Source organism: Limnobacter sp. G6BE5S (genome assembly GCF_058448965.1).
Genome location: NZ_JBZFLM010000003.1, coordinates 139,794 through 162,194 on the forward strand (window position 1 = coordinate 139,794; position 22,401 = coordinate 162,194).

Here is a 22,401-nt window from a genome sequence, read left to right on the forward strand (position 1 = left end):
TTGAAACCCACCATTGTTTTCCTGACCCATGTTTTGAACAATGCGATTGTCGATGGATTCATTCCAGCAGCCCAATCGCTGGGGCACGACGTCATTGTGTTGACCGACCACGGCCATGCACACCAGCAAGCGCTGACCAATGTACACATTCATGAATGCGATGTGTTCAACCCAATCGCAGTAATTGACCTGATCGCCGCACTGAAAATTGAACCCCGGGCCGTATTCTCCAATAGCGATCACCTTCAAACCTGCACCGCGCTGGTGGCCTCGCTGTTGGGTGTTCCTGCAAAACCCTGGCAGGTTTGTTACCACGCGAAAAACAAACACTGGATGCGAAAAAGGCTTGAATCGCTTCACCTGCCCACCATCTGGAGTCAAACAATTCGCCGCGGCGATCCGGTAAACATGGAATGGCCTTTCCCTTTGGTGGTCAAGCCCACACAAGGTGTGGCATCCATGGATGTGGTTCGCGTCGACACGCCCGCACAGCTCAATCAATATCTTGCACAAATTGATGAATCGCAAAGCGTGTTGCTGGAGGAATTCATGGACGGCCCGCTCATCACGCTTGAAACGCTGGGCGATGGCAAACACCTGCACACCATCGGCGGGTTCGACGTCAGCCTGTCCAACCCACCCTATTTTGTTGAAACTGCGGCGCAATGGAATGGCCCGCACACGCGGCAATGGCGCACGCACATGGCACACATTCTTGCGCAATTTGGCGTGGCGCTGGGCGCTTGCCACAGTGAATTCATCGTGACTCCGCGTGGCCCGGTTTTGGTGGAAATCAACTACCGCAGCATTGGCGACAACCGCGAGTTTCTGCTTGATCAACTTGTGGAACAAGGCTGGTTCAAATCCATTTTACAAATTCACCTTGGTCAGGAAATTGACGTGCCACATGTAAAACCGACCTACGCACAAATCAATTACCTGGTTGCGTCCAAGCCAGGCACTGTGCGCCTGGCACCACGCATTGAAAACAATGGAAAGGTTCAATACCGGGCAATCAAACAGGAAGGGGAAACCTTACAAATCAGCCACTCCAACAAAGACTACATTGGCGTGTTCACCTTCCAGGCCGATTCCGAAATCGAACTGCAACAACTACAAAGTGAAACCTACAAGTGCAATCCCTGGAGCGTTCAATGAACACACTGCACAACCAGCGAATTGCGCTACGACTGATCAATGCCTGCCTGCGGGAAGACGTTCGTAACCTACTCAGTTTGGGACGTATTGAATCCAACGAAGGCCGCACATTTCTGGTGTTTGACCACCTGCCCACCGCCTGCAGAATTGAAGTGAAAGAAAGCCCCAGCATGCAAACCCACCGGGCCACCAACCCCCACTGGGAAATACGTCAAAACGGTCAGTGGGTTGAGCAACAAGGCGCAAGGCAATGGATCCGTTTTCTGGCGCAAGGCTTGCCCGAAGATTCAGCTGCCCTGTACCGAAATTATGAGCTTGAAGTGCAAGCGGCCATTGATCAAACCGTGCTGTGTGATCAAACCTACACAGAACAGCAGCACCAACTGAACTTTAATGACAGCCCGCGCAACTGGGCCGAGCGCATGCTGCACGCCGATCAAATGGCCAGTTTTCTGGATCATCCGTATTACCCCACCGCCCGTGCAAAATTCGGTATGGACACCAGCGAACTGAAGGCCTATTCACCCGAGTTCAACCCCACGTTTGAACTGGCCTGGTTTGCCGTGCCTGCAAGCGAATTTGAAAGTACAGGCACTGAACCCGTGTGGTGGCCCACACTGGCACAGGTGGGTCTGCCACAGTCACTTTGCACCACACACACATTGCTGCCGGTTCACCCCATGATGCGCGCTGCAATAGCACAGGGCATCCCGGAAAGCATTGAAGCACCACACACGTATTTGTCCGTCAAACCCACGCTGTCGGTGCGCACTGTGGCCGTGCTGAACCACCCCGCCTCACACCTCAAACTACCAATGCCGATTGCCACACTGGGCCAGAAAAATATTCGCTACATCAAGCCATCGACCCTGAGGGATGGCGACTGGTTTGCCCGGGCGCTTGCGTCGATCGAACAAACCAATGAAGGAATCAAAGGCTTGTACCGACACGTGGATGAATCGTTCACCGGTTGCTACAAACAACTGAACACCGCAGGTTTTTTACACCGCCTGTACCCGGCAGAATTGCCCGATGAAACACTGGCTACCGTGGCCACGTTGTGCAGCCCCATGCCCAGCGGAAAATCTTATCTGCTTGAGTACCTGGAACAACAAGGACAAGGCTTGCAAAGCTGGTGGGCAAGCTATTGCACACTGATGATTGGCGTGCACCTTCGCTTGTGGATTCAACATGGCATTGCGCTGGAATCGAATCAACAAAATTCGGTGCTGTCGTTACGCCCAGGGCAACCACCCACGCTTGTGATGAAAGACAACGACGCGGCACGTTTGTGGCCAAGTCGCTTTGAAACAGCCGCTGCAAGCCACGGGCACAATGTGCACGACCTGCAAGACGCCCGCATTCTGGTGAACGACGAGGCACCGCTTGCCCACATGTTTATCACCATCACCCTGCAGCTGAACTTGCTTGCTGTGCTCGACGGGCTCGCCCAAAGTGGTGCCCTGAATCGCCAACAAGCTTTGCTTACATTGCGCAAGGCCATTGAACACACCCTGGGCAAGCTGCGCAAGGAGGGATTCGACACCGACCTGGCCAGCGAGCTGTTGTTGTATTCACGCATGCATCCTGTGAAGTACCTGTTGCAAAGCGCGAGCCTGTTGAGCAAACAAGAGTGCGGAGCACGCGACGTGAACAAGTTTTACGGCATGACTGGCCCCAACCCCTTGCGAGACCTGCCATGAATCGTGTCTTGCTTGCAGTGCTGTTCTGCCATTTTCTGGCCGCATTCACAGTGTTGGGTATGCCGCTTTACCTGCCCTTGCTGTTCACCGATCTGGGGCTGCCATCGAACAGCCCATGGATCGGATTTGTATTTGCATGGCCCACACTGCTGACCGCACTCAGCGGCCCGCTGTGGGGCAAAGTGGCTGACCGGTTTGGCCGGCGTTTCTCGTTGATTCGTGCACTGGCTGGTTTGTCCATCGCGTTCGTGTGGGTCGGTGTTGCCACTTCAGTGCCCGAACTGGTCATGGCATTAACCCTGCAAGGCCTGATGGGCGGCACGCTGGCTGCGGCCAATTCCTATCTGGCCACCACCATGCCGCGTGAAACCCTGGCAGCCACATTGAACTGGACACAGTTCAGCGCGCGCATGGCGCTGCTCACTGCGCCATTGGTGCTGGCTGTTGGCATTGAGTATCTCAAGTTGCAACAACTGTACATTGTGTTGGCAGCTCTCCCCATGCTGGGTGCACTGTATGCCTTCACATTGCCCAAAGACTCGAGCCAATCGAACTCGGCACACTTAAACCCGGCGGTAAAAAAAGACGCCATTGGCAATGAAACAAACCCGCCAGATCAATATGCATCGACGCTGGCCGTGTGCAGTCTGCAAGCCCTGTTCTGCTTCGCAATGGTGGTCACATTCCCGTACTTTCTTCCCTATGCGGCCCCCGGCATTGCCAGCACAACAGCCATTGCCCTGCTGTACGTACTGCCCCACCTTGTTTATTTACTGCTTCAACCGCTGCTGAAAAAGCGTTTTCCAAACTGGGCCTTCAATTGCCAACTCAGCATGTTGACGCTTGCGACTGCCGCATGCATTCAGTGGCAATTCAGCAACGAGTTGGCGTTGGCAGGAGCACGCATTTTGTTTGGCGTTGGCATCTGGATGGGTTACCACGGCATTCACCAACTGGTTGCAAAATCATTTCAGGCCGCGCACGCCGGCGCCTGGTTTGGTTCACTCGATAGCGTCGGAAAACTGGCCGGTGTGGCCGCAGGCATTGGTGCCGGTTTTGCAGTCAGCCACATGACCCTCGCTTCGCCTTTTCTGCTTTCCGCCGTGGCAAGCCTTGCTGCCATGCCACTTGTTTATCACATTCAAAAAACAGGATCACGCCAATGTCTCAAGCTGAACTCCACAGTCTCAACCACCTGCTGAACTGCTACCTGCGCGAATTTGCAGTGCCGCATCAACTGGTCGACTGGCATGCTCAGGGCGACTTGCCCAAGGCCTTGCAAAGCGACCTGCTGGAAGGCGAAACCGTAAGAATTCGCACAGCCTACCCCGTGCTGAAAATCGCTTTCAAGGTACAGGCACGGGGCGCATTGAACCAGATCAAACTGGGCTCAAAACTGTTTGCCAAACCCATGGGAAAACCATGGCAAGTACTGAGTACGCAAGCGGCCATTCAAGCCCTGCTTGAACACATGGCCATGCTGACCCAAACCGAACCAAACGTCGAATTGCAGGCGCAGATCAACAATAGCCTGCAGAACATGCAAAGGTTTTTGAACAGCACCAAAGTGCCTTACCTGAACGCCTTGCAACACACCGAACAGTCCTTGCTGTGGGGGCACCCGTTTCACCCGAGTCCGAAAAGCCGCTCGGGTGTCCAGCCCGACGAACTTATGAACTGCTCACCAGAAGTGGGCGCCGCTTTCCAGTTGCATTGGTTTGACATTGATCCTGCCCTGCTGCAAGAACTGGGGAAGCCAGTGATCAACAAAGTGTCTGAAGTGCTAACAGGGCGTGGCGGTTTGTACCCTTGCCACCCATGGGAAGTGAACCTTGTTCTGAGCTCAAGAATTTATCAACAGGCAAACCAGAAAAAACTGATTCGCCACCTTGGCCCTTTGGGCAAAGTGGTATGGCCCACGTCGTCGGTGCGCACGCTGTATCACCCTGAACTCGATGTGTTTTTGAAATGCTCCATTCATGTTCGCCTGACCAACTGCATTCGCAAAAATGCATGGTACGAACTTGAAAGTGCAGTGGGAATGACTGAATTACTTGCACCCACCTTTGAACAGGTTGAATACAGGCACCCTGGCTTTCGCATGTTGCGGGAACCGTCGGCCTGCACACTGAACCTGAACCAAACCGACACAGCCGCCAGCATCGAGGAAACCGTCAACCTGCAGGAAAGCTTCGGAATTATTTTCAGGGAACAACTTCGCACCCAGCACAGCGATATTCACATGGCTGGATCGCTTGCCGCCTGGAACAACTCGGGTGAAAGTCAACTGGCACAGCGACTTGGCGAACAGGCCGAACAGCAGGGTGCAAGCAAGGCTGAATTCATCCTGAACTGGTTACAGTGTTACTTCAAACTGCTGGTTCCCAGCACGCTAACCTTGCTGTTTAAACATGGCGTAGTGCTTGAACCGCATTTGCAAAACACGGTGTTGGCCACTTCAAACGGATTGCCCGTGCAGGTATGGATCCGCGACCTGGAAGGCACCAAGCTGATTCCGCAACATTGGCCCCATGAACGCCTGAAAAACCTTTCGGAACGTGCGATTGCTTCGGTGCATTATTCCGCAGACCAGGGCTGGAAAAGAGTCAGTTATTGCCTGCTCGTGAACAACATTGCCGAGATGATTTTCCACGCCTGCCAGCATACCCCGGGCCTGGAACAACGCGCCTGGCAACACCTTGCAACATTGTTGCAAAACATTTTCCATGGGTTGGGTGAACCACAGGCCCTTTCCGATTTGCTGCAAGGGCATGCACTGGCATCGAAAAACAATCTTAAAACACGTTTATTCAGAAAGGCAGACCGCCTTTCAGACTACACATTTCTTTCACATCCTTTGATTGCACACCATGACAAACAAACTGAAGAAACTGCTTACTGAAAAAGCCAGCTCAGGCACATCACCCTGGTGTGCCTACGTGTACGACCTGCCTGCCCTGGCCACGCATGCACAACGCATGAAACAGCACCTTCCGCAAAACTGCCAACTGTATTACGCGGCCAAAGCCAACCCCGATGTGCGGCTGCTAAACACGCTGGCCCCACACGTTGACGGGTTTGAAGCCGCATCGGCGGGCGAGCTGGCCCACTTGAATGAGCAGCAATTTGGCAAACCCCTGATTTTTGGTGGCCCCGGTAAAACCACCGAAGACTTGCAACAGGCACTGAACCAACATGTGGCCTGTATTCATGTGGAAAGTCTCACTGAACTGAAACGCCTCGCCACGCTTTGCGCCAACGGCTCTCAAACCCAAACCATCATGCTGCGCATGAATATTGCGCTCGACGGTATCGCGGGCAGCAAACTGCAAATGGGCGGTCAAGCCACCCCCTTTGGGCTCGACCCCAGCGACCTTGGCACCGCGCTGGCGCTGATTCAAGAATCACAACACCTTGAGTTTGATGGATTTCATTTTCATTCCATGTCGCATCAAATGTCTGTCGAGAACCATTTGAAATTGATGGAACGATACTTTCAGATCAATCGTGAATGGGAATCGCAATGGCACATTCGCAGCAAAGTGTTGAATGTGGGCGGCGGGATTGGCGTGAACTACCAGTGCGTTGACGAACAGTTCAACTGGGAACAATTTTGTAGTCAGCTTGATGAGTTGATCAAGCAACACGACCTGCAAACACGGCAAATCAGGTTTGAATGCGGCCGCTTTGTAAGCGCGTTTTGTGGGCACTACGTGATGGAAGTGATTGATCTGAAACAAAGCCATGGACAGTGGTTTGCGATTGGCAAAGGCGGTACCCATCACTTCCGAACGCCTGCGGCACAAAGCCACAACCACCCAGTGTGGGTGCACCGCAACGGACAGGCTGCGGTTGTACACAATTCAACGGTGAATATTGTGGGGCAGCTGTGCACACCAAAAGATCGTTTGCACCACCAACTCCCGGTTCAAGAATTGGCTTTGGGTGATTACCTGGTGTTTACGCTGGCAGGGGCTTATGCGTGGAATATTTCGCACCAGAATTTCTTGATGCATGCTGCGCCAGAAACTATCTATCTGGATTGAGAATTGAACTCTTGGGCTGAGAAGGCTACCTACTTCGTTTAACCTAAAGCACGCAATCAAAATGAACCCTTCATCAGCGGTTGGTCGCACTCAGTCCCCTCATTCCCCACCAGATCGTACTCAAACAAGCCAAGCCCTACCTATCCAGATTGCCTCGGCCCTTGAATCCGCGCTCCCCGGCGTCAACGCGAGCAAACTGGTTCATGCCCTCGACACCCTTCTAGGCGGGCGCGGCAACTACACCCTTGTGGGTAGCGCCGCCATGCACCTTCATGCACTTGAGCACCCCAACGCCACATGCAAACTGCCTCTTCCCCATGATCTTGATGTTGTTGTCAATGACACTGCAATTCGCCGAGTAGAACTGGCCAGCCCAGAAACACTGGGCAAACTGAATTTGAAACGCGACGCAAATTTCGCACATGTGTTGCACATGACACGCGAGAATGCACCCAACCTGAAAATAGACATTGTCTGCTCCAGCACCCCGGATTTTCTAAAATACCAGTTCAACCCGCATTCCATTCATGACGTGCAAGTTGGCATGTTGGCGGACTGCCTGGCAGATTACAAAGCCAGGCGTACCGATCAGGAATTCGTAGAACAATATGGAGGCCAAACCCGAGCAAATGCAAAGGTTCAACCCTGGCTGGATTATTTCGACCAGTTTCGCCACGAAACAGGCACTGTGTTGCCGCGGCATGCCGCGAAAAGACGATTGACGGAGTCAAGGGGCTCAAACCCCGAACAAGCATTGGGTGAGCCCAGCCATGTTAGGTCAGCAGCGAGAATTTTGAAATTTGGAAGCTGAGGTGGAAAATTAAGTCAAGCGACTGAATTGAGAAATCAAACCGTTTGCTGGCTCATTTCGCTGACCTGAACCAGCGTATTGTGAGCATCAATTTCGCTTTGGCAGTGCATGCGGCACTGGCCACAGCCTGAACATGCACCTGTTTTCATGGTGATGTCGTCTACAGACCCGCAACCGCTGCGAACAGCTTCGGAAATGGTACGGTCGCTAACATTGGCACAAATGCATACGATCACGGGCGGACCTCAAAATGCGTTGAACTTGAAATTAATAATAATGATTCGCATTACTATAATCAAGTGTTTTTTCAACGCATCGTGAAAATCTTTAGAGAATTTACTCTGAAACACCCATCATGGACTGCTCATAATTCTGCAGACCTACCCTGTCAATCAGGCTCAGCTGGGTTTCCAGCCAATCGATGTGCTCTTCGGTGTCTTCCAGAATCACTTTCAAAATGTCGCGAGAAACATAATCCCGCTCTTCTTCGGAAACCTTGATGCCGTCTTTGATGGTGACCTGGGCTGCGCTTTCCATTTTCAGGTCGCTTTGCAGAATTTCATGGGTGTTCTCACCAATCATCAATTTGCCGAGGTCTTGCAGATTCGGCAGCCCGTCCAGCATTAACACACGTTCAATCAGCAAATCAGCGTGCTTCATCTCGCCAATTGATTCTTCGTACTCTTTCTTCTTGAGCACGTCCAAACCCCAATTCCCGAAAATGCGCGAATGCAGGAAATACTGGTTAATCGCTGTTAGCTCATTCTTCAACTGCGCATTCAGCGCCGCAATAACCTTGTTCGAACCTTTCATTGTTCTTCTCCCTTGCATTCATAAATCGACTCAAGACCATAGTGTACAACGTGCGCCAAGTCGCCTGAAACCCTTTTCTGGTGCGCTTCTTAAAAAAACACTTGATAAAATCAAAAAGCTAAATGATAATGAGAACACTTCTCGTTTTAATCTTTCCGAGTGAGATTGCCGTGGGTCTACCGCAAATCTCCTTCTTCGCAACAGTTGGCATCCTCACCGGTAGGCCCTCCTCGCTCGGAAAGACCCTTCTCAGTGGCAGCGCTGCATGAGTAATGACCCGAACCTGACGGTCGAGTTTTAAAGGTGAAGATCTGCTACACTCTCTTTGATATTAATTCTCATTCACTAAACTGGAATGCATGACACCGGCTTGCTCACCCCATGGGCAGCAAGCAAAATGGCAACAAACGATTCGATGAACACCCTATCCATTCCAATGAGTGCTCCGCTGAGCAACAACGCACAAACCCTTGGCAACGCCACGACTTTGGTCGGCGTGGTGCTGTTGCACGTGCTGGGTTTGGTTTGGGCGGCACAGCAAATGAGCATTAGCGATCCGGTGATTACACCGCCAAGCGTGATCGGTGTGCTGGTGGCTCCTGAGCCTGCACCACCACCGCCAAAGCCGGTTCCGCCACCACCGAAGCCCGAGCCAAAACCGGTTGCGAAACCCGAACCCAAACCGGTGCCCAAACCCACGCCAAAGCCCACACCAAGGCCCGAGCCTGTTCGTGAAGTGGCACCGGAACCCGTTGAACAGACTGCACCGGTTGCACCACCTGCGCCGCCCGCACCTGTGCAAAAGGCAGCCCCGGCACCCGAGGCCCCCGCACCGGTCACACCACCCCGCACCGATGCAGCGCACCTGAACAACCCTGCCCCGCAATACCCCGCGCTGTCGCGCAGATTGGGTGAGCAAGGCCGTGTTTTGCTGGACGTTTACATTCTGCCCGACGGCAGCGTGGGCGAGATCAAACTGAACCGGTCAAGTGGTTTTGCGCGACTGGACAACGCAGCCCTTCAGGCTGTGAAAACCTGGAAGTATGTGCCCGCCAAGCGAGGCGACAAACCAATACCGTTTTGGTACGTACAGCCGGTTTCTTTTGTATTGAATAACTGAGAACATTGAATTTAAGCGAGGTTTATTGAAATGGAAAACAACCCCTACGGTATGGCCGCAATGTGGGCCCAGGGCGACTGGGTCATCAAAAGCGTTGCGTTGTTGTTGCTGATCATGTCGATCGCGTCGTGGTACGTCATCATCACCCGCAGCATTCGCCTGTACCGCTTGCGCAAAAATGTGGGCGCAGTCGATCAGTTCTGGCACACACACAGTTTTGCTGAAGGCCTGCAAGTGCTGGGCAAAGACACCGGCAATCCGTTTCACCACATGGCCATTGAAGGCCAGGCTGCGGTCAACCACCACAGCACCAACAAAGACGACTTGCACGGACAAATCAGCCTGGCCGACTGGCTGAGCGAGGCCTTGCGTGGCGCCATGGACGAAGCTGCAGAAAAACTGCAATCTGGCTTGTCCATTCTGGCCTCCGTGGGTTCAACCGCGCCGTTTGTTGGCCTGTTCGGTACCGTGTGGGGTATTTACCATGCCTTGGTTGGCATTGGTGTTTCCGGCCAGGCGAGCATTGACAAGGTGGCTGGCCCCGTGGGCGAGGCACTCATCATGACAGCCTTCGGTTTGGCTGTGGCCATTCCGGCGGTTCTGGGGTACAACGCACTAACCCGTGCCAACAAGGGATTGCTGGGCAAGTTGAACCGTTTTGCACGCCAGCTGCACGCCTACTTCCTGACCGGCTCACCCATGCAAAAAGATTCCGCAGTGCGCACGATGTCCTTGAAAAAGGAGGCGTAAGCCATGTCGTTCAATTCTTACGACGATCAGCAGGAAATGAGTGAAATCAACATGACGCCCCTTGTGGACGTGATGTTGGTACTGCTGATTATTTTCATCATCACCGTGCCCGTGATTACGCACTCGGTGAAAGTGGATTTGCCACAGGCCAGCCAGCAACCCACCGAAGTAAAACCTGATGTCGTCACGCTCAGCGTCATGCGTGACGGCACCTTGAACTGGAACGATGAAGAACTCACCTTCGAAAACCTGGAGCTTCGTTTACAGGCCGTGGCGCAACAGGAAAAACAACCTGAATTGCGCATTCAAGGCGACAAGGCTGTGGAGTACGAAAAAGTGGTGCAAGTGATGGCTGCTGCACAACGTGCCGGCATTGAAAAACTCGGCTTCATGACCGAGCCGCAAAGCACACCATGATCTAAATTTTCAGACAGATTAAACACTCTGTCTTGAAGTCGTGCGAAACTGGGCGCCAAAGCTTGTCTTTAGCGCCTTTTTTTATTGATGCCTTATTCATGAACACATCAGCCTTGAATCCCGGTTTTCTATCCCGAAGTGTTGGTCCCATTCATATCAATCTTGACAGGCAGCTTTACAGCGCCAGCGAAGTATTGAACTTTGAAAAAACAAAGGCTCACCAACAATTGTCTACATTCATTCACCACATGTTCAGCGGTGAAGTGGTCAATTGCACGGAAAACCGGCCAGCGGGCCACTGGGCCCTGCGCGCAGCATGCAATGCACAGGCCTACCATTCTCCGGTGTCTTTGGTGGTCAATGGGCGCGATGAACTGGCCTTGACCAAACAGGTACAGCAGCACATGGAGGCCTTCGTTGATCAGGTTCGATCCGGGCGCTACACCACACCGGACGATGTACCTTATGACAGCGTGTTGCATTTGGGCATTGGTGGCTCCGACCTGGGTCCTCGCTTGCTCAACGACGTGTTCAGCAAACTGGATTTGGGCGAACCGCCTGCATTGAAAATCCGCTTTGCGGCGAACGTGGATTTTCATGAAATGAAAGCTGCACTGGCAGCACTCAATCCGAAAACCACGCTGGTGATCATCGCCAGCAAATCCTTTTCAACCCGCGAAACCCTGCACAATGCCCAGCACATTTTCAAATGGCTGGATGCAGCCGGCCCTGCTTACCGTGCCAAGGCATTGGTCGCTGCCACCTGCAAACCGAACAAGGCCATTGAAGTGGGGGTGGCCGCCGATCGCGTATTTGAATTCAGTGAAACAGTGGGTGGGCGCTATTCACTGTGGGGCCCTGTGTCGATTGGTGTGCGCATGGTGCATGGCAACCTGGTATTCAATGAACTGCTGGAAGGCGCTGCCCTGATGGATGGGCATGTACTGGAAAGCAAAGCAAGCCAGTGTATTCCAACCCTGCTGGCCCTGAGCGACCTGTACAACCTGGAGCATGGCGTGGCCTCGCTGATGTTGAGCCCCTATGATTCTCGCTTGGGCCAGTTGGTACCCTACCTTCAACAACTGTGGATGGAATCGCTGGGCAAAGGCGTGAACAACAAAGGCGAGTTACTTGACAGACCTGCCTGCCCAATTTTGTGGGGCGATGTGGGCACCAACGGCCAGCATGCATTTTTTCAAATGCTTCATCAAAGCCGCATTGCGAGTTCGGTTGAGCTGATTGCCGTGGTTCAACCCGACCACGATGAAGTGCGATCGCACCAGGTCTTGCTTTCTCACGCTTTGGCACAGTCGGAAGCCTTCTCGGTGGGTCGCTTGAACTCACCCGCTGAACTAGGCAACCCGGCCAGCAATTACAAATCTTGCCCCGGGCACCGACCGGTTCAAATGATGTTTCTCGACTCACTCACACCCTACTCACTCGGCGCACTGTTGTGCCTCTGGGAACACCGCACTGCTGCCTTGGCCGCCATGCAAAACATCAACCCCTTCGATCAATGGGGTGTTGAGCTGGGCAAAGGCATTGCCGAGCAACTGGAGCACAGTGTGCCGCCTGGCCATGCCCCTGCAGAAAACCCGGTGACAGCGCACTTGATTAACCACTTTCTGAAAAACGCTGCGCAATGATGCCTTGGCAAGCCCTGCCATTGCCTGTGTGCAGCCTGGCTGAGAGCCCTCGCTACGCGCATGGCGGCTGGGCTTGGGTGGACATCAATCAACGCGTGCTGTACCGATTAAACCAACACGATATTTTCAAGCCCAAGCCACAGAACTTGCGCACCTTGCAACTTCCCGATGAAATGGGCTGTGTGCTGCCCACTGCAAAAGCAGACACCTGGGTGGCACTGGGCAGGCAGGGTGGCTGGTTGATCGAAGGCGATGCCTGCACACATCAGCTGAACGCACCATTTGATTCGGGCAAACACCGCTTCAACGATGGCCGGGCTGACACAGTTGGCAGGATCTGGATTTCGACCCTGGTCGATGCACGCAGCCCTGCGACCGCTGCCCTGTATTGCATTGAGTCAGGAAAGGCAGAACTGAAAATTGCTGATTTGATTGTGGGCAATGGCCTTGCATTTTCACCCAAGGGGAATTCGGCTTTTCTAAGCGACACCCGGCACAAATGCATTTGGCGATTTGACTACACGGTCGAGACAGGTGAGTTAAGCAATCAACAATTGATCAAACAATATTCTGAGGGCACAGCACGGCCAGATGGTGCCTGCTTTTCTGCCGATGGCAGCTATTGGGTTGCAATTCTGGAAGGCTACCGACTAGACCGATTCAGTGAGCGCGGTGAATTTATTGAAAGCATTGAGTTGCCACTGGCCAAACCCACCATGCCGTGTTTTGGTGGTGAACACGGCAATGTGCTGTTGGTGTGCTCGGCACAGGCCGACGAGAAATTCCCCAACGCGCCAGGTTTCGAAAACATCAGCCTTGTTGCCTGCGAAACCGGCTTTAAAGCTTTACACGAAAATTTTGCCGACGCCACTCACTTGGCATAACGACTTTCGATCAGGTTTTTCTTCAATCGCGCCATGTTTTTCTGAACTGAATCGCCCAATTGAATAGCCACCTGCGTGGCCAGAATATCCACAATACACAAATGCAGCAGGCGCGACACCATGGGGCTGTACTGTTCGTAGTACTCACCGTGATCTGCGGGTATATGAACCTGCACCGCATCGGCCAGGGGTGAACCCGAGGCTGTAATCGCAATGGTATTTGCACCGGCTGCGCGTGCAATTTGGGTGGCGTCCAGCAAGTCCTGACTGCGACCCGAATTTGAAATGATGATGAGGCAATCGCCCTTGTTCAACATGGATGCTGCCATGATCTGCAAATGCCCATCGGAGTAGGCATGCGCGGTGCAGCCCATTCGAAAAAACTTGTGCTCGGCATCCAATGCCACAAACCCTGAATTGCCCACGCCGTAGAAAATCAGCCGACCTTTTTTGGCGATGGTTTTTGCAAGCAGCTGAGTGGCTTTGTCGATAGGCGTTGTGGGTACGGTATTGCGAAACGTGCGCAGTGTGTGAATTGCGTTGTCGAGTACTTTCTGAATCAGGATTTCAGGGGAGTCACTGACCTGCACCGATTGATGAACAAAGGGCACGCCCTCGGTCATGCTGGCAGCAAGTTTCAGTTTGAAGTCGCTCAAACCCTCATAACCAAGCGTTCTACAAAACCGCACCACGGAGGGGCTGCTCACCCCAGCACGTTTGGCCAACTCGGTAACCGGCATTTTCTGAAAACCACTGGGGTCTTTCAACACCAGCGTAGCCACAGCTTGCTCGGCGCCGGAAAACTGATCCAGCGCCATGCGGATTCGATCGAGTAAATTCATTCACTCAGCGGGTAAAAACCCGAGGTAATAAAATTACATTGTACTAGCGAATGACACCACGCGCCTTAAAGTACTGCACCAGCACATTGGGCTCAAAAGGCTTGGAATAAAAGGCGTCGATTCCTGCCGCCATGGCACGGGCATATTCAGCCAAACGCGAACCTGCGGTGACAGCAACTATTGGGATTTTGACATATTCAACCATGTCACGAATGTGGCGTGTGGCACTGAAACCGTCCATCACGGGCATGTGCAGGTCCATTAAAATGGCCGCCACATTGACACTTTTGTCCTGAAGCATGTCCACAGCCACTTGGCCATTGCCCGCCACTACCACTTGGGCACCCAGTTTGCGCAAACGAATTGCATTGATTTTGGCAACGACGGGATCGTCTTCAACCAAGAGCAACGTCAAATTGTTCAAAGGCAATTCGCTTTCAGGATTCTGCGTGGAAATAGATTGGGCAGTGGCCCGCCCCACCAGCTTGACCGGAATCTGAAAACCGGCGCACGTGCCTTTGCCCAGTTCACTTTGTATCTGGAACTGACCGTTCATCATCTCGAGATACTTGTGCGTGAGGTAAAAACCGACCCCCATGCCACCACCACCGCGCATGCGACGTTCCGATTGGTTTGCAAACGGTGTCCCTAACGAATCAATCAGCCCGGCAGCCATGCCAATGCCGTTGTCGCTGACCTGAAAATGAAATCCTGGCTCAGGCTGGGCATGAAACGAAATTTCGACCCGAATCTGGTTGGCATCTGAAAACTTCATGGCATTGTCGATCAGGCCATGCATCATCCGCCCGATCCTGACCTTGTCGCCCAACACAATGGGATCAAATTCAAATTGTTCTGCACTTTGCAGCAGATGAATTTGACCCGGGTGAGCGCGCTGCACCAAACGCAAACGATCAATCCACAAGGCTCTTAAATCGAATTCTTCTTCGTCCAGTTGAAGATCGCCCAACATGCTGTCGGCATAATCCATCAACATTCGCACGCTGCGGGTTACGTCAATATTGGCTTTGTCGAGGTCTTGAAAAAGCTCAGCCTGGTCTTCATCCAGTTGCGTTGCGGAAAGCTGGTTCAGCATTTCGAGAGAATTGTTCAGTGGGGTACGCAGTTCATGGCTGACCACGTTCAAAAAGTGATTTTGCTGCCGAATCACCTGCATCAACTCTTTTGTTTTGTGCCTTAAACGCTCGTTGCCGTGCTTCAATTCGGCAAGAAGCCTGGCTTTTTCAGTGACATCGGCAATGGCCAAAGTAACCAAGGGCCAGGCACCCTCGCGGTTCACATTCAAGCCGATCTGAACCATGATTTCTTCACCCGATTTGCGACAGGCCGGGAAGTATTTTTGCCCGGTACCCTGGCCCATCATTCGGCCCTGGGAAGACTGCAGAAAACCTTTAAACAGGACAGCATGGCCGGCACGCAAATGGGCAGGCAGCAGCAACTCGAAATTTTTGTTGTGCAGTTCGCGTACGGTGTAGCCAAACAGGTCTGCACAGAAAGCATTCAGAGAAAGGATCTTCCCGTGGTGATCGATCTGCATCAAACCAACAGGGCTGTGCTCCAGTAAGTCAGGGGTGATCTGTTCGAAGTTCAAGATGGAGCAGTTTCAATGTATTGATTACTGCCCAGTGTGCCAACATCCCGGCGGGAACAAGGGGACATTACAGCGGTAAAGTCCCCTCTTCTCTATGAATTGATAAATTAATGTTTTTAAATTAATTAACAATTAAAGACTGTTAATTTCGAAACGCAGCAGACGCCCAACCCTGCCTTGAGTTGGCAGGTTTAGCGGGCAAAGGTACGCCACCAATGATCTTCTCAGTGGCAGTGCCGTAACGCAGCCAGGTCTGTGTGGGCTGTGTACCCACACCCGGCAAGGTGTAATCGCACACACCTTGCGGGAAAATTTCTTTCACCTGCGCCACAAAAGCGGCTGGGTCAGCCATTGGCACCACACCTGCGTAGTCTGCTGCATCAACTGGTTTCAACACGCATTTGTTGGCCAGGGTGCGAATGTCGTCGCCAGCCACGGTGCGAGGTGTACCGAAACGCGTTTGCACCAGCACGTGTTGCAGCTCGGCAATCGGGCCGGTCAGTTGAGCCGACATGCCCGTGGAATCCACCGCCGAGAAATCCAGACCGCACACCTGATTGCTCAGCTGATCAAAAATTTGACCCGCCTCGGGTGGTGGCTTTGGAATGCTGCTGGAATTGGCCATGGGCAAAATCGGATCGGGGAAGAACAGGTTGCCACTCATTGGCACAAACGGCCCGTCTTCGGCATAAATGCTTTGAGCCGACAAACATTTGTCGCGCGCAGCACGGGGCTTGTTGGCCACCACTTTTTCCGGCAGGGGTTTGGTGCTGCCATCGGCTTCAATCTGGCTTAGCCAGCGGTCCATCACCAGCAAGGCTTCTGTGCTGTAAGTGGAATCGCCTGCCAATACCAATTGACCGAACCAGATCACATGGTTGTCAAAATGCCCTTGGGTGGCGTTCAAGCGTGCACGCATTTGCCAGCTGTGAAATGCATCGTGGGCAATGCCAGGGTCGGGGCCGCGCAAGTCGATAATCGGAATATTGCTCAAATGTTCAGCCGTATTCACTGCACCGGTTTTGTACGAATTGGTCAAAGCCAGTGGGTCGGCCACGGTGCGCTTGGCCACACGTTGAATGTCCACATCGAAACCACCGATGTTGCGGTTCAAATCCAGAAATTGATTGGCCGTGATGGTGCCCTGCTTCAAGGCGCCCAGGCCATACTGCACGCCCACATTGTCCAGCGGTATGCCGCCGAACCCGCGACCAATTTTTTTCTCGTTGGCGCTCCACACATCGGGCGTTCTGAAGCCGAACTGGGTGCTCATGTAATCGATCAAGCCGCAACGCAAACCACCCGGGTTGTTCACGGGGTCATAAGGCGTGGCTGCGCCATTCAAGCCGCGGCAATTCTGGGCATAAGGATAGGCCTTGGGGAAAAAGGCGTTGTCAGACAACACAGGGTTGACCGGCAAGTGCCCGTAGACAGCGCTCCACTGCACATAGGGCAAAAAGTTTTGGTTGAAATTCGGGAACTGATTGGCGTTTTCCGCCTCGTTCACGCCTTGGTAACGGTTGCCAAAATAGGAATTCAACAGGTTGTAATCTGCAAACTGGCTTGCGGTAGTCCATACATCGGGATACGAACATTGCACGATAATGCCCTGATAAATTCCGGGGTAGGCATTGGCAATGTGCTGCTGCGCAATGGCCCCACCCGAACAACCAGTGCCCATGGTGTAGCGGATTTCGCCGTACTGCTCAACAATGCGTTCTTTCACCATCATCAGTGATTCGGCAGCAGTCACCAAATTCACGTTGTGACCCAAATTGGCCATGGCTGTGGAGGTGGCAATAAAACCCCGGCCCAAGGCCACGGTGATGCTGTCACCCAGCAAGAATTCAGCGCCGTCCGGGGCTGTGCCGGAAATGTCGCCATTGGGAGGATTGCCGGGCGCATAGCTCACGCCCACATTGCCACCGTGATGAACCAACACCTTGCCGTTCCATTGGGGCTGCGGCTTCCAGGGTTGCCAATCTTCTGCCGGATTAAACAGCGTGCGAATTTGATACCGATCGCGATTTTGCACACCACGCTCGGTGCGAATGATGAAAGGCACGGTCACGCCGTTGTCGGTCGTGGTCATTGCAATTTCGCTGGCGGGTGGTGGGTTCGCCGGGTCGTAAGGCAGGAAAGTGGGGGCAAATTCCTGTTCCTGAAAATTGGAATTGCTCAGAAAATGCTGCAGCTTGTTGGCAGGCAAATAAGAAAAACTGAACACGGCAGGCTGGTTGCATTGGGCATCCACGACGCCTTCGTTGGTACAGGTCCAGGGCTGCACTTGCGGCCCGGAAAACACAGGGCCACCATTGGGGTGATTGATGATGGTGGCAACAATGCGGCCTGTGTTTTTCAACACCGCCATGATGCGGTTTTCACCCAAGGTCAAGCCTTGAATGCGGCCCATGTAACGGCCATTTTCACGCAAGGCAAACTGATCGCTCACATCAACCGTGCCCAGCATCACACGCACCACTTGCAGGTTGGCGGGGTCTTCAGCAGTAATTTCAACCAGGGCATTGCCGTCGCTGATCAAATCAGCACGGTTGGATAAAACCCGAATGCCATCACCGGGCTTCAGGTCCACGGGTGTTTCTTCGTTGGGATTGGTCACGGTGGGGCTGTCGCCCCCGGCCACAGTGCTGGAATCATTGCCGCCCAGGCAACCGGCCAAAAGCGCAAGCGTGCTGAACGCCAGCGCCGTGTGAAGTGTTTTGCTCATGTTTTCTTGTAAGTTTGAATTGTCTCCAAACCTTCATACTTCAAGCCAACACTTTCAGATTCATTTTGTAAATCAGTTACTTACTTATCAAGATACTTTACCTAACAACTTTTGCGCTTTTTACTGCCGGTGTTTTTTGGGCATGATATGGATTAGCCCCAACTCCATTTCCACCACACAGGGCGCACCTTTTTTCAGGCCCAAACGCTGGGCCCCCGACACCGCCATTTTCAGTGTTTCAAAAGGCGCCACCTCCATGGTCAGATCGATCAGGCTGAGTTCACCCAAGTCGCGGTGGGCATCAACATGCGCGGGCAACACCACAAATCCATCGCGTTGCAAATTATAAGCTGCGGGTTTCAAGGCCAGGCCATCGGCATGCACCACCCAATTCACAGGGAAACCTGGCGGAATTTTTCCTTTGTCTTTGACCTGAAGCTGAAAGCTGTTCGACGGCAAGGCCTGTTGCGTATCCAGCGCGCTGGTCCACTGCAGCATGCCAAATCCCGGATGATCCGAAGGGCCCAGCCAGGCACCATGGAACCGGTTTTGAATACCCACCAAATCGGCCACACGAGAATTGCGAGGTCTGCGGTGTACATCAAAGGCCTCGCCTTCTTGCAACACCTGCCCATGGTCAAGCACCACCAGTTTGTCGCACAACATGCGGGCTTCATTCAGATCGTGGGTCACCAACACAATCGGAATATTCAGGTCGCTGCGCAGTTCTGCCAGCAATCGGTAAAGGCCTTCGCGGTTCATTTGATCGACTGCGGAGAACGGCTCGTCCAGCAACAACAACTTCGGCTCGCGGGCCAAGGCACGGGCCAAAGCCACTCGCTGCTGCTGCCCTCCCGACAATTCGGCGGGCTTGCGCATGGCTTCGTCATTGCTCAGGCGCACACGTTTAAGCCACTGCACTGCTTCGATAATTTGATCGCCTTTGGGCAAGTGCTGCAAAGCCAAAGCCACATTGGCAGCTGCGCTTAAGTGGGGCATCAAGGCGTAGTTTTGAAACACCAAGCCAACCCGGCGTTGCTGGGGTGTTTGAAACACGCCTTTTGTAGTGTCTAACCACACTTGGCCACCCACTTCGATGCGCCCCTTCGCGGGTTTCATCAAACCTGCCAATACACGCAAAATAGAGGACTTGCCTGCCCCCGAAGGCCCCACCAGGGCGAGCAGTTGACCCGCCTCACAATGAAAACTTCCACGCAGTGGCATGGGTTTGAGTTGCTCAAACTCAATGTGAAGGCTTGTGGGCAGGCTCATTTGTTGCGCCTTCTTCGGTTTGACAACAACAGGGAGGCGGCCACCGCCACCAGTGAAAACATCAACAAGGCCAGCGACATGGTGTTGGCTGCTTTCAAATCGAAACTTTGCACACTGTCGTAAATGGAGATCGCCAAAGTTCGGGTTTCGCCAGGAATATTGCCACCGATCATGAGCACCACGCCAAACTCGCCCAGCGTGTGCACAAATGTCAGTACCATGGCCGACAAAATGCCAGGCCAGGCCAATGGCAATTCCACTTTGGTAAAAATCGCCCAGCTACCCAAACCACTGACTTGTGCAGCTTCGTTTAAATTGTGGGGAATCGACTCAAAAGCACGTTGAATGGGTTGCAACATGAAAGGAATGTTGAACAGCACCGAGGCCAGCAGCAGCCCGGCAAAATTAAAAGTCAGCGTGATGCCAAACGTACTTTGCAACCACTGCCCCACTTGCGAACCACCGCCCACCGCCACCAACAGGTAATACCCCATCACAGTGGGAGGCAAAACAAGCGGCAGTAAAATTGCAGCTTCAATCCAGGTTCGGCCCTTGAACTGGGTGCGGGCAAGCCAGCGCCCCGAGACCAGGCCAATGGGCAACAACACCAGCAATGTGCTTAAAGCAAGTTGAATGGAAAGCGAGAAAGCAGACCAGTCCATCATGGTTTTAACACCGGATCGTAGCCATATTTTTTCAGAACCGCGCGAGCTGCTTCCGTTTGCATGTACTGCACAAACGCCTTGGCAGCCGGGTTACCTGCTTGACACAAGACCATGCCCTGAATCAATGGCTGATGCCACTCTTTGGGTATCAAACTGTGGCTTGCGCGTGCGGCCACCTCGGGTGCAATTGCCAAAGACAAGGCCACCAAACCGCCCTGAGCCGCACCAGAGGTCGCAAATTGCGTGGCCTGCCCAATGTTTTCGCCCATCACGAGTTTTCCTTGCAATGCATCCCACAACTTGATCTGGATCAGGACCTCTCGTGCCCGCATGCCGTACGGTGCCACCGCGGGGTTGGCAATGGCCAGTTTGTTCAGACGACCGTCCTTCAGCGCGGCGGCCAGGTCTTTCAAACTGCCATCGGGTTTTAATGCACTTTGGTGCGGCACAAGCAAAACCAGTCGTCCTTCCGAATACGGCACAACGGGTGCAGCGGCCAACTTTTCGTCCACCAGCTTTTGGGGAAACACCATGTCGGCTGACAAAAATACATCGAAAGGGGCACCCTGTTTGATTTGACTGTAGAAGTTGCCCGAGGAGCCATACGCCACCTTCAGTGTATGCCCAGTCGCTTGGGTAAACCGGGGCGATATTTCATCAAGTGCGTGACGCAAGGTGGCAGCAGCAGCCACGGTGACGTTGCCAGCGTGGGCAAGGCCTGCACAGATCAACGCAATTAAACAGACAAATGTTTTCAAATTAAATGCTGCGCTGGTTGACTCGTTTGGACAATTCCTCTGCAGACTCTACCCGCTCAGAATAGCGATCTACCAAATACTGTGCGTGACCACGGGTTAGCAAGGTGAACTTCATCAGCTCCTCCATCACATCCACCAAACGGATGTAGTACGGGGAAGGCTTCATTCGGCCACTTTCGTCAAACTCCATAAACGCTTTGGCAATTGACGATTGATTGGGAATGGTGATCATGCGCATCCAGCGCCCAAGTACCCGCAACTGGTTCACTGCATTGAACGACTGCGAGCCACCACACACTTGCATCACCGCCAGTGTTTTGCCCTGCGTGGGCCGCTTGGCGCCACCGGTTAACGGCAACCAGTCAATTTGTGTTTTCATCACGCCGGTCATGGCGCCGTGGCGCTCGGGCGAGCTCCACACCTGCCCTTCCGACCAATCGGCCAGTTCACGCAGTTCTTGCACCTTGGGGTGCTGCTCATTGGCGTCATCCACCAAAGGCAAACCATCGGGATTGAAAAACCGGACTTCTGCCCCCATCAGCGTGAGCAAGCGCCCTGCCTCTTCTGCGGCAAGTCGACTAAAAGAGCGAGCGCGCAAAGAACCATACAAAATCAGGATTCGGGGTGGGTGCAACAGGCTGTCACCCAACAATTCCCGATCGGGTTGCTTAAAACAGTCTGCGTCCAGATTGGGCAAATCACTTGGATTCATAAAAACACCATTTCCTTCCCATTCAATGATTTAGAACCAGGCCACCGACATTTCAGAAAAGTAAATCACAGCCACATAACGCAGCGATTTACCAATGCCAACAAGCAGGATAAACAGCCACAGGTTTACTCGCATAATACCGGCGACCAGCGTCAACGGGTCACCACCAACAGGCATCCATGCAAACAACAGGCTCCAGACACCATAGCGTTGAAACCAGGCCTGCATTTTCTCGATTTGCCTGGGTTTGAAATAAAACCATTTTTTGTGCTGAAAGTGCAGCAGGTAACGCCCCAGCACCCAATTCACCACAGCCCCCAGGGTATTGCCCATTGTCGCAACTGCAAGCAACAGGCCGGCGGGTTCGCCTGCACGGATCATGGCAAACAGCACCACCTCGGAATAGAAAGGCAAAATGGTGGCTGCCAAAAAGGCGGAAGCAAACAGCAAGGAATACGACATGG

At 53.2% G+C, this 22,401-nt stretch carries 21 protein-coding genes; 11 read left to right on the plus strand and 10 right to left on the minus strand.

From position 1 onward, the window contains the following. From ACVL1J_RS06375 to ACVL1J_RS06400, 6 genes are all read left to right on the plus strand, one after another. The gene (locus tag ACVL1J_RS06375) at nucleotides 1-1,158 is read left to right on the plus strand and encodes an ATP-grasp domain-containing protein (protein WP_341237928.1); all 1,158 of its coding nucleotides are present in this window, start codon (nucleotides 1-3) and stop codon (nucleotides 1,156-1,158) included. Then, entirely contained in the window at nucleotides 1,155-2,861 is a 1,707-nt protein-coding gene (locus tag ACVL1J_RS06380) for an IucA/IucC family protein (RefSeq protein WP_491665205.1), read from the plus strand. Before ACVL1J_RS06375 ends, ACVL1J_RS06380 begins: the two co-directional genes overlap by 4 nt. Beyond that, nucleotides 2,858-4,063, plus strand: a complete 1,206-nt coding sequence (locus tag ACVL1J_RS06385) for an MFS transporter (protein ID WP_491665206.1) — start codon at nucleotides 2,858-2,860, stop codon at nucleotides 4,061-4,063. The genes ACVL1J_RS06380 and ACVL1J_RS06385 overlap by 4 nt, the downstream gene beginning before the upstream one ends. After that, nucleotides 4,024-5,763 carry an IucA/IucC family protein gene (locus tag ACVL1J_RS06390; protein WP_341237925.1) on the plus strand — a complete coding sequence of 580 codons (1,740 nt, stop codon included), beginning with the start codon at nucleotides 4,024-4,026 and terminating at the stop codon, nucleotides 5,761-5,763. The genes ACVL1J_RS06385 and ACVL1J_RS06390 overlap by 40 nt, the downstream gene beginning before the upstream one ends. After that, nucleotides 5,732-6,907 carry a type III PLP-dependent enzyme gene (locus ACVL1J_RS06395; protein ID WP_341237924.1) on the plus strand — a complete coding sequence of 392 codons (1,176 nt, stop codon included), beginning with the start codon at nucleotides 5,732-5,734 and terminating at the stop codon, nucleotides 6,905-6,907. Before ACVL1J_RS06390 ends, ACVL1J_RS06395 begins: the two co-directional genes overlap by 32 nt. A gap of 61 nt (nucleotides 6,908-6,968) precedes the next feature. Next, nucleotides 6,969-7,718 carry a hypothetical protein gene (locus tag ACVL1J_RS06400; protein ID WP_341237923.1) on the plus strand — a complete coding sequence of 250 codons (750 nt, stop codon included), beginning with the start codon at nucleotides 6,969-6,971 and terminating at the stop codon, nucleotides 7,716-7,718. Nucleotides 7,719-7,753: 35 nt separating this feature from the next. Here the strand turns inward: ACVL1J_RS06400 and ACVL1J_RS06405 are convergent, their stop codons facing one another. Both ACVL1J_RS06405 and bfr read right to left on the minus strand, forming a co-directional pair. Further along, a complete protein-coding gene (locus tag ACVL1J_RS06405; protein ID WP_138517674.1) occupies nucleotides 7,754-7,954 on the minus strand; it encodes a (2Fe-2S)-binding protein in 201 nt (66 codons plus the stop codon). Between the two features lie 100 nt (nucleotides 7,955-8,054). Continuing rightward, nucleotides 8,055-8,531, minus strand: a complete 477-nt coding sequence (bfr, locus tag ACVL1J_RS06410; protein WP_159572287.1) for a bacterioferritin — start codon at nucleotides 8,529-8,531, stop codon at nucleotides 8,055-8,057. A gap of 397 nt (nucleotides 8,532-8,928) precedes the next feature. On the opposite strand from bfr, the gene ACVL1J_RS06415 reads away from it, so the two are divergent. The 5 genes from ACVL1J_RS06415 to ACVL1J_RS06435 all read left to right on the plus strand — a co-directional run bounded on the left by ACVL1J_RS06415 (nucleotide 8,929) and on the right by ACVL1J_RS06435 (nucleotide 13,348). Next, on the plus strand, nucleotides 8,929-9,651 hold the full coding sequence (locus tag ACVL1J_RS06415; RefSeq protein ID WP_491665207.1) for an energy transducer TonB: 723 nt from the start codon (nucleotides 8,929-8,931) through the stop codon (nucleotides 9,649-9,651). A gap of 30 nt (nucleotides 9,652-9,681) precedes the next feature. After that, nucleotides 9,682-10,401 (plus strand): MotA/TolQ/ExbB proton channel family protein, encoded by a 720-nt coding sequence (locus tag ACVL1J_RS06420; RefSeq protein ID WP_159572283.1) that lies wholly within the window; start codon nucleotides 9,682-9,684, stop codon nucleotides 10,399-10,401. A gap of 3 nt (nucleotides 10,402-10,404) precedes the next feature. Beyond that, nucleotides 10,405-10,818: an ExbD/TolR family protein gene (locus tag ACVL1J_RS06425; protein WP_159572281.1), complete on the plus strand. Its 414-nt coding sequence runs from the start codon at nucleotides 10,405-10,407 to the stop codon at nucleotides 10,816-10,818. 98 nt (nucleotides 10,819-10,916) lie between these two features. Further along, complete coding sequence (locus tag ACVL1J_RS06430; RefSeq protein WP_341236872.1) at nucleotides 10,917-12,464, plus strand: phosphoglucose isomerase-related protein; 1,548 nt, start codon at nucleotides 10,917-10,919, stop codon at nucleotides 12,462-12,464. Beyond that, nucleotides 12,461-13,348, plus strand: coding sequence for an SMP-30/gluconolactonase/LRE family protein (locus tag ACVL1J_RS06435; RefSeq protein ID WP_341236871.1), 888 nt, complete (start codon nucleotides 12,461-12,463; stop codon nucleotides 13,346-13,348). Before ACVL1J_RS06430 ends, ACVL1J_RS06435 begins: the two co-directional genes overlap by 4 nt. On the opposite strand, the gene ACVL1J_RS06440 is transcribed toward ACVL1J_RS06435, so the two are convergent. The 8 genes from ACVL1J_RS06440 to ACVL1J_RS06475 all read right to left on the minus strand — a co-directional run bounded on the left by ACVL1J_RS06440 (nucleotide 13,336) and on the right by ACVL1J_RS06475 (nucleotide 22,399). Next, nucleotides 13,336-14,190, minus strand: coding sequence for a MurR/RpiR family transcriptional regulator (locus ACVL1J_RS06440; RefSeq protein WP_341236870.1), 855 nt, complete (start codon nucleotides 14,188-14,190; stop codon nucleotides 13,336-13,338). The two genes, ACVL1J_RS06435 and ACVL1J_RS06440, sit on opposite strands and share 13 nt — an antisense overlap. A gap of 43 nt (nucleotides 14,191-14,233) precedes the next feature. Further along, entirely contained in the window at nucleotides 14,234-15,802 is a 1,569-nt protein-coding gene (locus ACVL1J_RS06445) for an ATP-binding protein (protein WP_491665208.1), read from the minus strand. A gap of 142 nt (nucleotides 15,803-15,944) precedes the next feature. After that, nucleotides 15,945-18,530: a DUF6351 family protein gene (locus tag ACVL1J_RS06450; RefSeq protein ID WP_491665209.1), complete on the minus strand. Its 2,586-nt coding sequence runs from the start codon at nucleotides 18,528-18,530 to the stop codon at nucleotides 15,945-15,947. A gap of 120 nt (nucleotides 18,531-18,650) precedes the next feature. Further along, nucleotides 18,651-19,802, minus strand: coding sequence for an ABC transporter ATP-binding protein (locus ACVL1J_RS06455; protein WP_159572271.1), 1,152 nt, complete (start codon nucleotides 19,800-19,802; stop codon nucleotides 18,651-18,653). After that, nucleotides 19,799-20,467 (minus strand): molybdate ABC transporter permease subunit, encoded by a 669-nt coding sequence (gene modB / locus ACVL1J_RS06460; protein ID WP_341236867.1) that lies wholly within the window; start codon nucleotides 20,465-20,467, stop codon nucleotides 19,799-19,801. Before modB ends, ACVL1J_RS06455 begins: the two co-directional genes overlap by 4 nt. After that, nucleotides 20,464-21,225 (minus strand): molybdate ABC transporter substrate-binding protein, encoded by a 762-nt coding sequence (gene modA / locus ACVL1J_RS06465; protein ID WP_159572268.1) that lies wholly within the window; start codon nucleotides 21,223-21,225, stop codon nucleotides 20,464-20,466. Before modA ends, modB begins: the two co-directional genes overlap by 4 nt. 1 nt (nucleotide 21,226) lies before the next feature. Beyond that, nucleotides 21,227-21,937: an arsenical resistance protein ArsH gene (arsH, locus tag ACVL1J_RS06470; protein ID WP_341236866.1), complete on the minus strand. Its 711-nt coding sequence runs from the start codon at nucleotides 21,935-21,937 to the stop codon at nucleotides 21,227-21,229. 30 nt (nucleotides 21,938-21,967) lie between these two features. Then, nucleotides 21,968-22,399 (minus strand): YqaA family protein, encoded by a 432-nt coding sequence (locus tag ACVL1J_RS06475; protein ID WP_341236865.1) that lies wholly within the window; start codon nucleotides 22,397-22,399, stop codon nucleotides 21,968-21,970. Between the last annotated feature and the right edge of the window lie 2 nt (nucleotides 22,400-22,401).

Bases quoted from the DNA above. Each gene is read 5' to 3' on its own strand.
- ACVL1J_RS06380 (WP_491665205.1), top strand. From the start codon at position 1,155: ATGAACACACTGCACAACCAGCGAATTGCGCTACGACTGATCAATGCC.
- ACVL1J_RS06385 (WP_491665206.1), top strand. From the start codon at position 2,858: ATGAATCGTGTCTTGCTTGCAGTGCTGTTCTGCCATTTTCTGGCCGCA.
- ACVL1J_RS06390 (WP_341237925.1), top strand. From the start codon at position 4,024: ATGTCTCAAGCTGAACTCCACAGTCTCAACCACCTGCTGAACTGCTAC.
- ACVL1J_RS06395 (WP_341237924.1), top strand. From the start codon at position 5,732: ATGACAAACAAACTGAAGAAACTGCTTACTGAAAAAGCCAGCTCAGGC.
- ACVL1J_RS06400 (WP_341237923.1), top strand. From the start codon at position 6,969: ATGAACCCTTCATCAGCGGTTGGTCGCACTCAGTCCCCTCATTCCCCA.
- bfr (WP_159572287.1), bottom strand. From the start codon at position 8,531: ATGAAAGGTTCGAACAAGGTTATTGCGGCGCTGAATGCGCAGTTGAAG.
- ACVL1J_RS06415 (WP_491665207.1), top strand. From the start codon at position 8,929: ATGGCAACAAACGATTCGATGAACACCCTATCCATTCCAATGAGTGCT.
- ACVL1J_RS06420 (WP_159572283.1), top strand. From the start codon at position 9,682: ATGGAAAACAACCCCTACGGTATGGCCGCAATGTGGGCCCAGGGCGAC.
- ACVL1J_RS06425 (WP_159572281.1), top strand. From the start codon at position 10,405: ATGTCGTTCAATTCTTACGACGATCAGCAGGAAATGAGTGAAATCAAC.
- ACVL1J_RS06430 (WP_341236872.1), top strand. From the start codon at position 10,917: ATGAACACATCAGCCTTGAATCCCGGTTTTCTATCCCGAAGTGTTGGT.
- ACVL1J_RS06435 (WP_341236871.1), top strand. From the start codon at position 12,461: ATGATGCCTTGGCAAGCCCTGCCATTGCCTGTGTGCAGCCTGGCTGAG.
- ACVL1J_RS06440 (WP_341236870.1), bottom strand. From the start codon at position 14,190: ATGAATTTACTCGATCGAATCCGCATGGCGCTGGATCAGTTTTCCGGC.
- ACVL1J_RS06450 (WP_491665209.1), bottom strand. From the start codon at position 18,530: ATGAGCAAAACACTTCACACGGCGCTGGCGTTCAGCACGCTTGCGCTT.
- ACVL1J_RS06455 (WP_159572271.1), bottom strand. From the start codon at position 19,802: ATGAGCCTGCCCACAAGCCTTCACATTGAGTTTGAGCAACTCAAACCC.
- modB (WP_341236867.1), bottom strand. From the start codon at position 20,467: ATGATGGACTGGTCTGCTTTCTCGCTTTCCATTCAACTTGCTTTAAGC.
- arsH (WP_341236866.1), bottom strand. From the start codon at position 21,937: ATGAATCCAAGTGATTTGCCCAATCTGGACGCAGACTGTTTTAAGCAA.
- ACVL1J_RS06475 (WP_341236865.1), bottom strand. From the start codon at position 22,399: ATGTCGTATTCCTTGCTGTTTGCTTCCGCCTTTTTGGCAGCCACCATT.